Raw genomic sequence first — 14,663 nt, 5'->3', positions numbered from 1 at the left:
GGAGAATGGCGCTGTTCGCTAACGCTATGCACCTCGTGGCCCCCGTACTTTTCGCGGCCGAAGAGGGTGAATTCCACGCGCCGACGATGGCCGAGTTCTTCCCCGACATCGTGCTCTTCGAAGGTACGCCGTTCGCGATGAACCGGATCATGCTGATCCGTGTCCTCATGATGGTGGTACTGCTGCTCCTCTTCTGGCTCGGCACTCGCCGGATGCGTGTCATCCCGACGCGCGGGCAGTCCCTTACCGAGATGGCGCTCGATTTCGTGCGCGTCAACATCGCGGAGGACCTGCTCGGAAAGAAAGACGGCCGCCGCTTCCTTCCCATCCTCACCGCCATATTCTTCACCGTTCTGGCGTTCAACATCACGGGTATCGTTCCGGGTTTGAACATCGCCGCGAGCTCGGTGATCGGCTTCCCGCTCACGCTGGCGGTCGTCTCGTACGTGACCTTCATCTACGCCGGAATCAAGAAGAGCCCGGGCAACTTCTTCAAGAACGCGCTCTTCCCGTCGGGTGTGCCGAAGGCCATCTACATCATCGTGACGCCGATCGAGTTCGTCTCGACGTTCATCATTCGGCCGGTCACGCTGACGCTCCGACTGCTGATGAACATGCTGGTGGGCCACCTCCTCCTCGTCCTGCTCTTCGCGGCGACGCAGTTCTTCCTCTTCTCGGGCGAGGGCTTCTTCAAGCTCTTCGGCGTGGGCACGTTCGCATTCGGCGCGGCGTTCACAATCTTCGAGATCCTCGTCGCTGTTCTGCAGGCCTACGTCTTCGCACTTCTCACCGCCGTCTACATCCAGCTCGCGCTGGCTGAAGAGCACTAACCAATCGGGTTCGGCAACCGCCGCACTCACATACGGAAGGAAACACATACCGTGTCTGTTCTCGCTGAAATCTCGGGCAACATCGCAACCGTCGGTTACGGCCTCGCTGCCATCGGACCCGCCATCGGCGTGGGTATCGTCGTCGGCAAGACCATCGAGGGTGTCGCCCGCCAGCCCGAGCTCGCCGGCCGCCTCCAGGTCCTCATGTGGATCGGCATCGCGTTCACCGAGGCGCTCGCGTTCATCGCGATCGCAACGCCGTTCATCTTCGCTGCGTAATCCGCTTCCACCTTTCCCTAGTCTCGAAAGGGAGGCTCGATGAATAACGCAGTCTTCGTTGCAGCGGAGGAGGGCGCGAACCTCAATCCGCTACTCCCCGCAACGTACGACATCGTGTGGTCTGCGGTCGTCTTCGCCATCATCCTCGTCGCATTCTGGAAGGTCTTCCTTCCGAAGATGCAGACGATGCTCGATGCGCGTGCAGAGGCGATCGAAGGCAACATCGCCAAGGCCGACGAGGCTCAGGCGAAGGCCGAGGCCGCACTGCAGGAGTACACCGCTCAGCTCGCCAGCGCTCGTCAGGAGGCCGGTGAGATTCGCGAGTCGGCACGTCTGGACGCGAACAAGATCGTTGCGAAGGCGAAGGAGGATGCGGTGACCGAGCAGGCGCGCATCACCCATGCCGCGCAGGCGCAGATCGAGGCAGAGCGTCAAAGCGCAGTCGTGTCGCTCCGCAAGGACGTCGGCTCGCTCGCCATCGACCTCGCTTCGAGCGTCGTCGGCGAAACGCTCACTGACGACCAGAAGGCTTCGGCGCTCGTCGATCGCTTCCTGGCCGATCTCGAAGCATCCGAGAAGGCGGCTCAGTAATGGGAAGCGCGTCACGCGAAGCACTGGCTCAGGCGCGATCCGCGCTCGGGTCGGGTCTCGACACGAACGCCGGCGGTGAGCTGCTGCAGGCGGCGAGCCGTATCGCCGAGAGCCCTGCGCTCGCGGCGGCGCTCGGCGACGCCTCGGCCGGGGCCCAGCCGAAGTCGCAGCTGGTCGAGCGACTCTTCAGCGGTCTCTCCGCTGGCGCGCGCTCCGTACTCACCGCTGCCGTTCAGGCCCGGTGGTCGAATGTCGCCGAGTTCGTCTCGGGAGTCGAAGAGCTCGGAATCCGTGCGGAAGGCGCCGTGAATGCTGCGCTCTCCGACGAGCTTCTCGCTGTGGTCGATGTGATCGACCGCAACCATGAACTGCAACTCAGCCTCGGCAGCAAGCTGGCAGATCCCGCCGGCAAGCTCGCCCTCGTGCAGCGTCTCTTCCAGGGGAAGACCTCGGCTTCGGCCCTGACCGTCCTCTCGCATCTCGTCGCAAGCCCGCGCGGTCGGCGTCTCGACGCCACGCTGCGTCAGGCAGCGCGCCTCGCGGCAGATGAGGCCGGAAGCGAGCTCGCAACCGTTACCGTTGCGACGCCGCTCACGGCGGAGCAGCAGCAGCGTCTGGCACGCGCACTCGAGCAGTCTGCGGGGCGCCCCGTGCGCATCACGACTGTGGTCGACCCGAACCTGGTCGGCGGTATTCGAGTGCAGATCGCCGATGACGTGATCGATGGAAGCGTTCGCGCGCGACTGGACGATCTCCGACAGCAGCTCGCTGCATAGCGACAACTTTTCACCACCGGGGGCTGCGCTTCCGGAACAGACAGAGGAAACGAAATGGCAGAACTCTCAATCAGCCCGGACGAGATCCGTAACGCGCTGAAAGACTTCGCAGCGTCGTACGAACCGACCGAGGCTGGTAAGACCGAGGTCGGCACGGTCGTCGACGCCGCTGACGGCATCGCGCACGTCGAGGGGCTCCCCGGCGTGATGGCGAACGAACTGATTCGCTTCGCGGACGGCACCCTGGGCCTCGCGCAGAACCTGGAAGAGAACGAGATCGGCGTCGTGGTGCTCGGTGAGTTCACCGGCATCGAAGAGGGCCAGCAGGTCACTCGCACCGGCGAGGTTCTCTCCGTCCCCGTGGGCGAGGGCTACCTCGGCCGCGTGGTCGACCCGCTCGGCAAGCCCATCGATGGTCTCGGCGAGATCACCGGACTCGAAGGCCGTCGCGCCCTTGAGCTCCAGGCTCCCGGCGTGATGCAGCGCAAGTCGGTGCACGAGCCCCTGCAGACCGGAATCAAGGCCATCGACGCCATGATCCCCGTCGGCCGCGGCCAGCGCCAGCTCATCATCGGCGACCGTCAGACCGGCAAGACCGCGATCGCGATCGACACCATCATCAACCAGCGGTCGAACTGGGAGTCGGGCGACGTCTCGAAGCAGGTGCGCTGCATCTACGTGGCCATCGGCCAGAAGGGCTCCACCATTGCTTCGGTGAAGGGCGCGCTCGAAGACGCAGGGGCGATGGAGTACACCACCATCGTCGCTTCGCCGGCATCCGATCCCGCGGGCTACAAGTACCTCGCACCGTACACCGGCTCGGCAATCGGCCAGCACTGGATGTACGCGGGCAAGCACGTGCTCGTGATCTTCGACGACCTGTCGAAGCAGGCAGAGGCCTACCGGGCCGTATCGCTGCTGCTGCGTCGTCCGCCGGGGCGCGAGGCCTACCCGGGTGACGTCTTCTACCTGCACTCGCGTCTGCTCGAGCGGTGCGCGAAGCTCTCGGACGAGCTCGGCGCAGGCTCGATGACCGGTCTGCCGATCATCGAGACGAAGGCGAACGACGTGTCTGCCTACATCCCGACCAACGTGATCTCGATCACCGACGGCCAGATCTTCCTCCAGTCCGACCTGTTCAACTCGAACCAGCGTCCGGCAGTCGACGTGGGCATCTCGGTGTCGCGCGTGGGCGGCGACGCTCAGGTGAAGTCGATCAAGAAGGTCTCGGGAACGTTGAAGCTGGAGCTCGCGCAGTACCGTGCGCTCGAGGCCTTCGCGATGTTCGCATCCGATCTGGATCCGACCAGCCGTCGGCAGCTGGCGCGCGGTGCGCGTCTGACCGAGCTCCTCAAGCAGCCGCAGTACACCCCGTACCCGGTTGAAGAGCAGACCGTTTCCATCTGGGCGGGCACCAAGGGCTTCCTCGATGACGTTCCGGTTGAAGACATCCTCCGCTTCGAGCGCGAGTTCCTCGACTACCTCGGACGCAACTCCGAGGTGCTGAGCACGCTTCGCGCGACCAACGTGCTCGACGACGACACCGTCGCTGAGCTCGAGAGCCAGATCGGCAAGTTCACGAGCGAGTTCCGCACGTCGAGCGGCCAGAGCCTGGCCGAGCAGTTCGACGCGATCGACGAAGCCGAGATCCAGCAGGAGCAGCTGGTCGTCACCAAGAAGTAGGGAACCGAGGGTGGGGGTTTCGGCCCCCACCCTCCCCGAACCTTGATCACCAGCCAGCCCCAACCACTACAGGAGAGACATGGGAGCGCAACTTCGGGTCTACCGGCAGAAAATTCGTTCTGCCCAGACGACCAAGAAGATCACCCGTGCGATGGAGCTGATCGCGGCATCTCGCATCCAGAAGGCGAAGGCGCGCGTCGAAGCTTCGACGCCGTACACCACTGCGATCACCCGCGCGGTTTCGGCCGTCGCCACGCACTCGAATTCCGACCACCCGCTGCTCACCGAGGCCGAGAAGGTCGAGCGCGCTGCGGTCGTCATCTTCACCTCGGACCGCGGTCTCGCAGGCGCCTTCAACTCGCAGGTGCTGCGCGAAGCGGAGGAGCTCAGCGAGTTGCTCCGGAGCGAAGGCAAGGACGTCGTGTACTACCTGATCGGTCGCAAGGCCCAGGGGTACTTCTCGTTCCGCCGCCGTGCTTCTGAGCGCGTTTGGACGGGCGACACCGAGAACCCGACGTTCGAGACCGGCAGCGAAGTTGCAGAAGCGCTGCTCGAGATCTTCGGGCGTCCCGCCGCAGAGGGTGGCGCGCAGGAGATCCATCTCGTCTACAACCGCCTCATCAGCATGGTCAGCCAGGTGCCGCAGGTGCACCGCTTGCTGCCCCTGCAGATCGTCGAAGGCGTCGCCGAGGCCACCGATGCACCGGAGGCCTTGTACGAGTTCGAGCCGGACGCAGATACCGTGCTCGACCGCCTGCTTCCCGCCTACATCGAGTCGCGCATCTACAACGCGATGCTCGAGTCGGCGGCTGCGAAGCATGCCGCGACGCAGAAGGCGATGAAGTCCGCAAGTGATAACGCCGACTCGCTGATCCGGGATTACACCCGCCTCGCGAATAACGCGCGCCAGGCGGAGATCACCCAGCAGATTTCCGAGATCGTGGGCGGCGCTGACGCGCTGTCCGGTTAATTCAGCACGAAGAGAGAGAATCATGACCGAAACCGCCGCAGTGGCGACTGAGGCCACCAAGGTTGTCGGGCGGATCGCTCGAGTCACCGGGCCCGTCGTCGACATCGAGTTCCCCCACGATGCTATTCCCGCCGTCTACAACGCTCTCGAGACGAGCGTCGACTTCGGTGATGGCACCGCGTCGTCGAAGCTCGTCCTCGAGGTTGCGCAGCACCTCGGCGACAACCTCGTGCGCGCCATCGCCCTGAAGCCCACCGACGGCCTCGTCCGTGGACAGGAAGTCTTCGACACGGCGGGCCCCATCAGCGTGCCCGTCGGCGACATCACCAAGGGCAAGGTGTTCGACGTCTCGGGCAACGTGCTCAACCTCCCCGAGGGAGAGACCATCGAGGTCACCGAGCGCTGGGGCATTCACCGCACCCCGCCGGCCTTCGACCAGCTCGAGTCGAAGACTGAGCTCTTCGAGACGGGCATCAAGTCGATCGACCTCTTGACCCCCTACGTGCAGGGTGGCAAGATCGGCCTCTTCGGCGGTGCGGGTGTCGGCAAGACCGTGCTGATCCAGGAGATGATTCAGCGTGTTGCGCAGGATCACGGTGGTGTGTCGGTGTTCGCCGGCGTCGGCGAGCGCACCCGTGAGGGCAACGACCTCATCCACGAGATGGAAGAGGCCGGCGTCTTCGACAAGACCGCTCTCGTGTTCGGCCAGATGGACGAGCCGCCGGGAACGCGTCTGCGCGTCGCACTCTCGGCACTGACCATGGCGGAGTACTTCCGCGATGTGCAGAAGCAGGACGTGCTGCTCTTCATCGACAACATCTTCCGCTTCACGCAGGCCGGTTCCGAGGTCTCGACGCTGCTCGGCCGTATGCCCTCCGCTGTGGGCTACCAGCCGAACCTCGCGGACGAGATGGGTGTGCTCCAGGAGCGCATCACGTCGACTCGCGGACACTCGATCACCTCGCTGCAGGCGATCTACGTTCCCGCCGACGACTACACCGACCCGGCTCCGGCAACGACGTTCGCGCACCTCGACGCGACGACCGAGCTGTCGCGTGAGATCGCATCGAAGGGTCTGTACCCCGCGATCGATCCGTTGACCTCGACCTCGCGTATTCTCGACCCCCGGTACTTGGGCGAGGATCACTACCGCGTGGCGACCACGGTCAAGGCGATTCTGCAGAAGAACAAGGAGCTCCAGGAGATCATCGCGATCCTCGGTGTCGACGAGCTCTCCGAAGAGGACAAGATCACCGTCTCGCGCGCACGCCGCATTCAGCAGTTCCTCTCGCAGAACACCTATATGGCGAAGAAGTTCACCGGTGTTGAAGGATCGACGGTTCCCCTCAAGGAGACCATCGAGTCGTTCGACGCCATCGCCAAGGGGGAGTTCGACCACGTTGCCGAGCAGGCGTTCTTCAACGTCGGCGGCATCAACGATGTCGAGGAGAACTGGGCGAAGATGCAGAAGGATCTGGCCTAAGCGATGGCGCTGAACGTGAGCGTCGTCTCGGCCGAGCGGCAGGTCTGGGCGGGTGAAGCCTCCCAGGTCATCGCGAAGACGGTCGAAGGCGAGATCGGCATCCTCAGCGGCCACGAGCCCCTGCTTGCGCTTCTGGCGAAGGGCGAGGTCCGCGTGACCACCGCGGGCGGCGACAAGGTCGCGGTCGAGGCAGAGGGCGGGTTCCTCTCGGTCGACCACGACACCATCACCATCGTCGCGGGCAACGCAACCGTAGCGTAGTCCTCAGCAACGACGAGAGGCCGGTCGTGCTCCTTCGGGAGCACTGATCGGCCTTTCGTCTGCTCACGGTACGAAAGGCACTGATGCTTGTCATCCTTCCTCCCTCCGAGACGAAGCGATCCGGCGGCGCCGGCGCATTCGACCCGGGGCGTTTGCGCTTCGCCGACGAGCTGACGACGTTCAGAAGCCGCGTTCGCGACGCGCTCGAAACGCTGAGCCGTGATGAGGAAGCGGCTGCCAAGGCGTTGAAACTCGGGGTGAAGAACCGTGGGGAACTCGCGCACAACCGCCAGCTCGGAGAGAGCGGCGTGATGCCCGCCATCGAGCGCTACACCGGTGTGCTCTACGATGCGCTCGATGTCGCGACGCTTGATGCATCCTCCCGGAGCTGGCTCGACCGTCACGTCGCTGTGCAGTCCGCGCTCTTCGGCATCATCGGCGCCGGGGATGAGATCCCGGCGTACCGGCTGTCTGCGAGTTCGCGCCTGCCCGATCTCGCGATGCCGTTGAAGCGGCTCTGGAGCACCGCGCACGCAGAGATTCCCTGGGCCGATGCTCAGAGCTTCGTGCTGGATCTCCGCTCGAAGGACTACGGCGCTCTCGCGCCGCTGCCCGCGGGTCTGGGGTGGTCCGTGCAGGTGGCGCAGCGCGGGCCCGAAGGGGAGATGCGCGCGCTCAATCACTTCAACAAGGCTGCGAAGGGCGACCTGGTGCGTCGGCTCGCGCAGTCGCAGGCCGCGATCGATGATGTGGATGCGTTCCTCGCGTGGGGCGCTGAGGCCGGGCTCGAGCTCGGCGTGCGCGCCGACGAACGGACACTGATGCTGGTGACCGACCTGGGCGCTCCGGGCGCGCGGCAATTGCCGCAAGCGGATGCAGGGTAATATGGCTCGGGTGTCGAAGAGAGGGAAGCTGTGACGGCTCGCGGAGAGAACGGAGTTCGGCGACGCCTGAACTACCGTGCCGGAGGCGATCTCGAGCTTGAACTCTCGTGGTTCGCGGTGACCGACGTCGGAAGACGACGCGAGAACAACCAAGACAGCTACGTGACGGCTCCGCCGGTCTTCGCGATCGCGGACGGCATGGGTGGGCACTCCGCCGGCGAAATCGCTTCGGCCGCGGTAGTGCGGCGTCTCGCTGAACTCGGCGGTAAAGACCTGGTGAGCGAGCAGGACATCGACGAGACTCTCGGCGACGCGGTCGACGATATCGAGCTCGATGCCGGCGACACCGAGCTCGGTGCGGGAACGACGGTGACGGGTGTGGTGCTCGGCACCGATCCCGAGCCGACCTGGAAAGTCTTCAACATCGGCGACTCACGTGTCTATCAGTACTTCAAGGGCGCGCTCAGTCAGATCACCGTCGACCACTCGGTGGTGCAGCACCTGATCGATACGGGTGCGATCACCGAGGAAGAGGCCGAGGTCCACCCGCATGCGAACGTGATCACCCGGGCGGTCGGATTCAACGAGGCTCCGATTCCCGACTACACGTCGCTCGCGCTCATCCCGGGTCAGCGATTGCTGATCTGCTCTGACGGGCTGACGAAGGAGCTGACCGACGTCGGGATCCAGCACTTCCTCGCGACGGAAGTCACTGCAGAAGCCGCTGCCCGTTCGCTCGTGCACCACGCACTCGAGAACGCGGGGCGCGACAATGTGACCGTCGTCGTGATCGATGTGCATGCGGTGGGAGACGTCGTCGACACCGGGAGTATTGGAGCATCGGGAATCGATCTCGCTGACACGATCGGCAGCTCCTGCGGAGAGGCGGATCGCAGTCGAGCCGCCGCCGCCGTGACCTCGGCGCCCGTGCACACGCCGAACGGTACGGACGGCGCGGGCGGCGCTGCGAGCGAGTCAGCGCGTGAGAGCGACGAGGCCGCGCGGCGGTCGATGAGCGAGCTGGATCCGATCGACGAGGACTTCGACGACGTCGAGCCCATGATCCTGCCCGATGCGCCGACCGCTCCGAGGCCGAACCGCCGCTGAGACGCTATGCGCTCGCGGCGGCGAAGGACTCGTCAAGCACGCTCATCACATCGGCGATGATCGCGTCGGTCATCTTGAGCGACGGCAGGAAGCGGATCGCCTGATTGTGCACCCCGCTGCTCAGCAGCAGCACGCCGCGCTGCGCGGCCTCATCCATTACGCGGGCGACGAGATCGGCGTCGGGCTCGAGGGTGCCGGGCTTCGTCACCTCGATGGCGAGCATCGCGCCGACGCCGCGCACCTCCGCGATCGCGGGGAAGCGGGCCTGGAGTGCGCGCAGACCGTCGCCGAACGCTGCCTCGATGCGGCGCGCCTCGTCGAGCAGCCCGAGCGTCTCGATCTGCTCGAACACGGCGACCGCTGCGGCGCATGACACCGGGTTGCCGCCGAAGGTGCCGCCGAGACCGCCGGGCTGCGACTGGTCCATAATGTCTGCTCGCCCGGTGATTCCTGCGAGCGGCAGACCGCCGGCGATGCCCTTGGCCGAGAGCACGATGTCGGGAACGACGCCGAATTGCTCGATCGAGAAGACGGCGCCGGTGCGCGCCATTCCGGCCTGCACCTCGTCAGCGATGAAGACGATGCCGTTCGCGCGGCACCACTCGGCGAGGGCCGGAAGGAACCCGTCTGCAGGCACGATGAAGCCGCCTTCGCCCTGAATCGGCTCGACCACGAGGCAGGCGAGGTCGGCAGCGCCGGCCTGCTTCTCGAGATAGGCGATGGTGCGAGCCGCCGCCTCGGCACCGGTGAGCCCGTCGTGCAGCGGATACGAATTCGGCGCCTTGTAAATGTCGCCGACGCGCGGTCCGTAGCCGAGCGCGTACGGCGCGGCCTTGTGGTTCATGCTGCTCGTGAGGAGCGTGCGCCCGTGGTACGCGTGCTCGAGCACGGCCACTCCGGGGCGGCCGGTGAACTTGCGCGCGATCTTGACGCCGTTCTCGACCGCTTCAGCGCCCGAGTTCATGAGCAGCGTCTTGTAGGGGGCCGATGCGGTCGACCCGGGCACATGTTTTGCGAGATGCTCGGCGACCTGTACGTATGGCTCGTACGGCGTCATCGTGAACAGCGTGTGGGTCACGTTCTGCAGCTGCGCCGTTGCCGCAGCGACCACGCGGTCGTCGGTGTGGCCGATCGTGGTGACGCCGATGCCACCGCAGACGTCGATGATCTGGTTGCCGTCGACATCGACGAGGATCGAGTCGTGCGCCCGCTCGATGTAGACGGGCAGCACGCTGTGCACGCCGGGGGGCACCACTGCGCGGCGTCGTTCGTGGATTTCCTTCGAGCGGGGCCCGGGGATCTCGGTACGCACGAGACGCTCCTGGGGAACGGACGATTCGGTGCTGACTGCCGCGGTGCTGGTCGCTGAACTCATGATCTCGATCCTACTCTCGCCGTTCTGAGTCAGCGTCTAGGGTGGGGTCATGAAAGATCTGCACGAGTACCGCATCGGCATCGAGTGGACGGGCAATCGCGGCTCGGGAACGAGCGGGTATCGCGCGTACGGTCGTGAACTGCTGATCCGGGCCGAGGGCAAGGCGGCGCTCGAGGGTTCAGCTGATCCCACATTCCACGGAGACCGCGACCGGTGGAACCCGGAGGAGCTGCTCGTCACGGCGCTCGCGCAGTGCCACATGCTGTCGTATCTTCACATGGCGGTGCGCGCCGGAGTCGTGGTGACGGCCTACACGGATGCGGCGACCGGGGTGATGCGGCAGCGTGGGATCGGCGGCGCCTTCGAAGAGGTCGTGCTGCGTCCGCACGTCACGGTTGCCGCATCCGGCATGGTCGACGCGGCGCGGGCGGCGCACGCAGACGCTTTCGCAGCGTGCTTCATCGCGAACTCGGTGAACTTCCCGGTGAGGCACGAGCCGGAGATCGTGGTCGCCGCGGGGGAGTGACGTCGAGCGCGGCTGCGCGACCAGCTCAGCTCCCGGTTCCCAATACAATGGAACCCATGGCCAACCCCTCCTCGTTCTACTTGACGACGCCCATCTTCTACGTCAACGACGCCCCGCACATCGGGCACGCCTACACCGAGGTAGCCGCCGATGTGCTCGCTCGCTGGCATCGTCAGGCCGGAGACGACACCTGGTTTCTCACGGGCACGGACGAGCACGGCCAGAAGATCTTGCGCACCGCGACTGCGAACGGCGTCGCTCCGAAGGAATGGGCAGATCGCCTCGTCGAATCGGCATGGAAGCCGCTGCTCGACCTGATCGATATCTCGAACGACGACTTCATCCGTACCACCGATGCGCGCCATGAAGCTGGCGTCGCGAAATTCTTGCAGAAGCTGCACGACGACGGCCATGTCTATGCGGGCGAGTTCGAGGCGCTCTACTGCGTCGGCTGCGAGGAGTTCAAGCCGAAAAGCGAGATCGTCGACGGCACCGGGGAATTCGTGGGCCAGAAGGTCTGCGCCATCCACTCCAAGCCGTTGGAGCTGCTGCAGGAGAAGAACTACTTCTTCAAGATGAGCGCGTTTCAGGATCGCCTGCTCGCGCTGTACGAGGAGCGCCCCGATTTCGTGCAGCCAGCGAGCGCGCGCAACGAGGTCATCGCCTTCGTGCAGCAGGGGCTCGAAGACCTCTCGATCTCGCGCACCTCGTTCGACTGGGGCATTCCGATTCCGTGGGATTCGTCGCACGTCACCTATGTCTGGTTCGACGCGCTGCTGAACTACGTGACCGCGATCGGTTACGGGCTGGACGATGAGGAGTTCGGTCGCCGCTGGCCGGCGAACCACCTCGTGGGCAAAGACATCCTCCGCTTCCACGCGGTGATCTGGCCGGCGATGCTCATGGCCGCCGGGCTCGAGGTGCCGAACCACGTCTTCGCGCACGGCTGGTTGCTCGTGGGCGGCGAGAAGATGTCGAAGTCGAAGCTCACCGGCATTGCACCGAACGAGATCACCGACACGTTCGGATCGGACGCGTTCCGTTACTACTTCATGCGGGCGATCTCCTTCGGGCACGATGGCTCGTTCAGTTGGGAAGATCTTGCGGCCCGGTACCAGGCCGAACTCGCGAACGGCTTCGGCAACCTCGCCAGCCGGGTCCTCGCCATGAATGCGAAGTACTTCGAGTCGCGAGTGCCTGAGGCGGCCGATGAAGTCGCTGCTGACGAGGCGATTCGCGAACTCGCGGCGTCGGCTGCGGCGCGAGCCGATGATCGCATGGAAGCGTTCGCGATCCACGAGGCCATCGCCGCGATTTGGGAGCTCGTCGATGCGCTGAACGGGTACATCACCGAGCAGGAGCCCTGGGCGCTCGCGAAGGATCCGGCGCAGCGCGCGCGTCTCGGCACCGTGCTCTACACGGCGACCGAGGGGCTGCGCGTGCTCGCCGAGCTGCTCGCGCCGGTGGTGCCGCTCGCGACGAACAAACTGTGGGCGGCGCTCGGTGCGGAGGCGACCCTGGGCGCGCTCGATGAGCAACCGCTTCGCGATGCTGCCGTGTGGGGCAAGCTCGCGCCCGGCACCGAGCAGCAGGCGCTGGCCGTGCTCTTCCCGCGCATCGAGACCGACGAGACGGGCAAGTGAGCGAGGCTGCTGCTGCGGTACCTGCGGGAGGGCTGCGCAAACGTGCCCAGTCCGACGGGCGCGACCTCACCCGACCAGAGGCGCCAGAACCGCTCCCACTGCCCATCTACGACAACCACACGCATCTCGAGTTCGAAGACGGCGTGGATCAGCTCGATCCGCGGGATTCCCTGACCCGGGCCGAAGCGGTTGGTGTGCGCGGTGTGGTGCAGGTGGGCACGGATCTCGAGACGAGCCGCTGGAGCGCGCAGCTGGCAGCGAGCGACCCGCGAGTGCTGGCGGCGGTTGCGCTGCATCCGAACGAAGCACCAAGGGTGGCCGAGCAGGGGGTGCTGCACGAGCAGCTCTCCGAGATCTCGCGTCTCGCTGCGCAGCCGCGGGTGCGCGCTGTCGGCGAGACGGGACTCGACTTCTTCAGAACGGGGGAGGACGGCCGCGACGCGCAGATCGAATCGTTCGAGGCGCACATCGAGATTGCAAAAGCGAACGGCATCGCCCTGCAGATCCACGACCGCGATGCCCACGATGAAGTCGTGGCGACGCTGTTGCGCGTGGGCGCCCCGGAGCGCACGGTGTTCCATTGTTTCTCGGGCGACGCTCGCCTCGCGAAGATCTGCAACGACCACGGCTGGTACGTGTCGGTAGCGGGGCCTTCGACCTTCAAGAACGCTCCGGCGCTGCGCGATGCGATCGTCGTCACAAAGCCCGACCTGCTGCTGATGGAGACCGATGCGCCGTTCTTGACGCCTGAACCCTTCCGCGGTCGACCGAACGCGCCGTACCTGCTGCCGTATACGGTGCGTCGCCTGGCCGACACGCTCAGCCGTCCGCTGGACGAGGTGTGCGCGCTCATCGCGGCCAATACGGAGCGCGTGTACGGCACCTGGCAGCCCGACGATGCGGAGAACGGGGCGTGAGCGAAGAGCATCGCGAGGCCTCGACGCTGCTCGGCCCGGCGCACGTGCGCGAACTCGCCGAGCGTCTCGGTGTCTCGCCGACCAAGAAGCTCGGTCAGAACTTCGTGATCGATCCCAATACGGTGCGCAAGATCGTACGGCTCGCCGGCGTAGAGCGCGGGGAGCGCGTGGTCGAGGTCGGCCCCGGTCTGGGGTCGCTGACGCTCGGGCTCACCGAGGCCGGCGCCGCCGTCACCGCAGTCGAGATCGATCATCGGCTCGCGGCGGAGCTGCCCGCGACGGTCGCTGCGATGCAGCCCGAAGTCTTCGCCGATGCCGAGCGGCCGCGCCTGAGCGTGGTGCGCAGTGACGCCCTCGACGTCAGCGCTTCCGACTTCGCCGAAGACGATGCGCCAGCGCTGCTCGTGGCGAATCTGCCGTACAACGTCTCGGTGCCGATTCTCATGCATCTGCTCGAGCTGCTCCCCGCACTGCGCGGCGGGCTCGTGATGGTGCAGGCCGAGGTGGGCTATCGCATCGCGGCGCCGTCCGGATCGAAAGAGTACGGATCGCCGAGCGCGAAAGCGGCTTGGTACGGTCGGTGGCGCATCGCGGGCACCGTGAGTCGCAAGATCTTCTGGCCCGTGCCTGGTGTCGACTCCGTGCTCGTGGGGTACGAGCGCCGCGACGCGCCGCGAGGCACGGAGGCTGAACGGCGCCTGACCTTCGAGCTCATCAACGCCGCCTTCGCGCAGCGCCGAAAAATGCTGCGCCAGGCGCTGCAGCCGGTACTCGGCGGGTTCGACCGGACGGTAGCGGTGATCATCGCAGCGGGCGCGAACCCCGAAGCGCGAGCCGAGCAGCTCGCCGTCGACGAGTTCCTCGCGATCGCCCGCGCCGCGGCTGACGCTACGGAGTCCGCGGAGTAAGGCCCAACGCGAGGGCGTGCAGCAACTCCGTGAATCGCACGATGTCTTCGACCGTCCAGCGGCCCATCGCATCGCGGAGCTCGTGCTCCTTCTCGCCCCGCGTCACGGCAAGACGGGTCGCGCCGAACTCGCTCAGTGAGATCCGGATCGAACGACCGTCACTCGGATCGGGCGACCGGTCGATGAGCCCGCGCTCGTCGAGCTCGCGAATCGTGCGGCTCATCTGGCCCTTGTCGGTGACGAGGATCTCGGTGAGCTCGGAGAGGGTGGCGCTGCCCAACCGTGAGATGGTCGTCAGTACTTTGTAGGCGCCGGGCAGCATCCCCTCGCTCACCTGAGCCGCATTCGCCATCGCCGATCGGCGGAACTGATTGAAGATGAGCTCGAACTCGCGCTCGAGCGCTTCGAAGGCCTGCGCACGCGAGGACAC

Annotated in this window: 16 protein-coding genes; 14 read left to right on the top strand and 2 right to left on the bottom strand. The window is 65.7% G+C overall.

The genetic code is table 11. From position 1 onward, the window contains the following. Positions 1-26 precede the first annotated feature (26 nt). The 10 genes from atpB (at position 27) to AB0O71_RS05170 (ending at position 8,864) form a co-directional block, all read left to right on the top strand. A complete protein-coding gene (gene atpB / locus AB0O71_RS05215) occupies positions 27-830 on the top strand; it encodes a F0F1 ATP synthase subunit A (protein WP_363742877.1) in 804 nt (267 codons plus the stop codon). 51 nt (positions 831-881) lie between these two features. Then, on the top strand, positions 882-1,109 hold the full coding sequence (gene atpE / locus AB0O71_RS05210; RefSeq protein WP_010157574.1) for an ATP synthase F0 subunit C: 228 nt from the start codon (positions 882-884) through the stop codon (positions 1,107-1,109). 39 nt (positions 1,110-1,148) lie between these two features. Then, entirely contained in the window at positions 1,149-1,700 is a 552-nt protein-coding gene (locus AB0O71_RS05205; RefSeq protein WP_363742872.1) for a F0F1 ATP synthase subunit B, read from the top strand. After that, a complete protein-coding gene (locus AB0O71_RS05200) occupies positions 1,700-2,476 on the top strand; it encodes a F0F1 ATP synthase subunit delta (protein ID WP_363742868.1) in 777 nt (258 codons plus the stop codon). The genes AB0O71_RS05205 and AB0O71_RS05200 overlap by 1 nt, the downstream gene beginning before the upstream one ends. A gap of 54 nt (positions 2,477-2,530) precedes the next feature. Next, positions 2,531-4,159 (top strand): F0F1 ATP synthase subunit alpha, encoded by a 1,629-nt coding sequence (gene atpA, locus AB0O71_RS05195; protein WP_363742866.1) that lies wholly within the window; start codon positions 2,531-2,533, stop codon positions 4,157-4,159. A 79-nt stretch (positions 4,160-4,238) separates the two neighbouring features. Further along, on the top strand, positions 4,239-5,129 hold the full coding sequence (locus tag AB0O71_RS05190; RefSeq protein ID WP_363742863.1) for a F0F1 ATP synthase subunit gamma: 891 nt from the start codon (positions 4,239-4,241) through the stop codon (positions 5,127-5,129). A 22-nt stretch (positions 5,130-5,151) separates the two neighbouring features. After that, positions 5,152-6,612 (top strand): F0F1 ATP synthase subunit beta, encoded by a 1,461-nt coding sequence (gene atpD / locus AB0O71_RS05185; protein ID WP_363742860.1) that lies wholly within the window; start codon positions 5,152-5,154, stop codon positions 6,610-6,612. Between the two features lie 3 nt (positions 6,613-6,615). After that, positions 6,616-6,873 carry a F0F1 ATP synthase subunit epsilon gene (locus tag AB0O71_RS05180; protein ID WP_363742858.1) on the top strand — a complete coding sequence of 86 codons (258 nt, stop codon included), beginning with the start codon at positions 6,616-6,618 and terminating at the stop codon, positions 6,871-6,873. An 83-nt stretch (positions 6,874-6,956) separates the two neighbouring features. After that, positions 6,957-7,757: a peroxide stress protein YaaA gene (gene yaaA, locus AB0O71_RS05175; protein WP_363742855.1), complete on the top strand. Its 801-nt coding sequence runs from the start codon at positions 6,957-6,959 to the stop codon at positions 7,755-7,757. A 30-nt stretch (positions 7,758-7,787) separates the two neighbouring features. Further along, positions 7,788-8,864: a protein phosphatase 2C domain-containing protein gene (locus AB0O71_RS05170; RefSeq protein WP_363742852.1), complete on the top strand. Its 1,077-nt coding sequence runs from the start codon at positions 7,788-7,790 to the stop codon at positions 8,862-8,864. Positions 8,865-8,868: 4 nt separating this feature from the next. Here the strand turns inward: AB0O71_RS05170 and AB0O71_RS05165 are convergent, their stop codons facing one another. Further along, positions 8,869-10,239, bottom strand: coding sequence for an aminotransferase class III-fold pyridoxal phosphate-dependent enzyme (locus AB0O71_RS05165; RefSeq protein ID WP_363742850.1), 1,371 nt, complete (start codon positions 10,237-10,239; stop codon positions 8,869-8,871). A 49-nt stretch (positions 10,240-10,288) separates the two neighbouring features. Between AB0O71_RS05165 and AB0O71_RS05160 the strand changes: the two genes are divergently transcribed. Genes AB0O71_RS05160 through rsmA form a run of 4 tightly spaced genes read left to right on the top strand, consistent with a single transcriptional unit; the run spans position 10,289 to position 14,233 of the window. Further along, positions 10,289-10,765, top strand: coding sequence for an OsmC family protein (locus AB0O71_RS05160; RefSeq protein ID WP_363742847.1), 477 nt, complete (start codon positions 10,289-10,291; stop codon positions 10,763-10,765). A gap of 56 nt (positions 10,766-10,821) precedes the next feature. Beyond that, positions 10,822-12,408, top strand: a complete 1,587-nt coding sequence (metG, locus tag AB0O71_RS05155; protein WP_363742845.1) for a methionine--tRNA ligase — start codon at positions 10,822-10,824, stop codon at positions 12,406-12,408. Beyond that, positions 12,405-13,325 carry a TatD family hydrolase gene (locus AB0O71_RS05150; protein ID WP_363742843.1) on the top strand — a complete coding sequence of 307 codons (921 nt, stop codon included), beginning with the start codon at positions 12,405-12,407 and terminating at the stop codon, positions 13,323-13,325. The genes metG and AB0O71_RS05150 overlap by 4 nt, the downstream gene beginning before the upstream one ends. Next, the gene (gene rsmA / locus AB0O71_RS05145; RefSeq protein WP_363742840.1) at positions 13,322-14,233 is read left to right on the top strand and encodes a 16S rRNA (adenine(1518)-N(6)/adenine(1519)-N(6))-dimethyltransferase RsmA; all 912 of its coding nucleotides are present in this window, start codon (positions 13,322-13,324) and stop codon (positions 14,231-14,233) included. The genes AB0O71_RS05150 and rsmA overlap by 4 nt, the downstream gene beginning before the upstream one ends. Here rsmA and AB0O71_RS05140 read toward each other — a convergent pair. Continuing rightward, entirely contained in the window at positions 14,214-14,663 is a 450-nt protein-coding gene (locus tag AB0O71_RS05140; RefSeq protein ID WP_363742838.1) for a MarR family transcriptional regulator, read from the bottom strand. The two genes, rsmA and AB0O71_RS05140, sit on opposite strands and share 20 nt — an antisense overlap.

Source organism: Leucobacter sp. NPDC077196 (assembly GCF_040687075.1).
Lineage (GTDB): Bacteria > Actinomycetota > Actinomycetes > Actinomycetales > Microbacteriaceae > Leucobacter.
The sequence above is the reverse complement of the archived record's forward strand: the minus strand, read 5'-3'. Positions and strand labels throughout refer to the sequence as shown.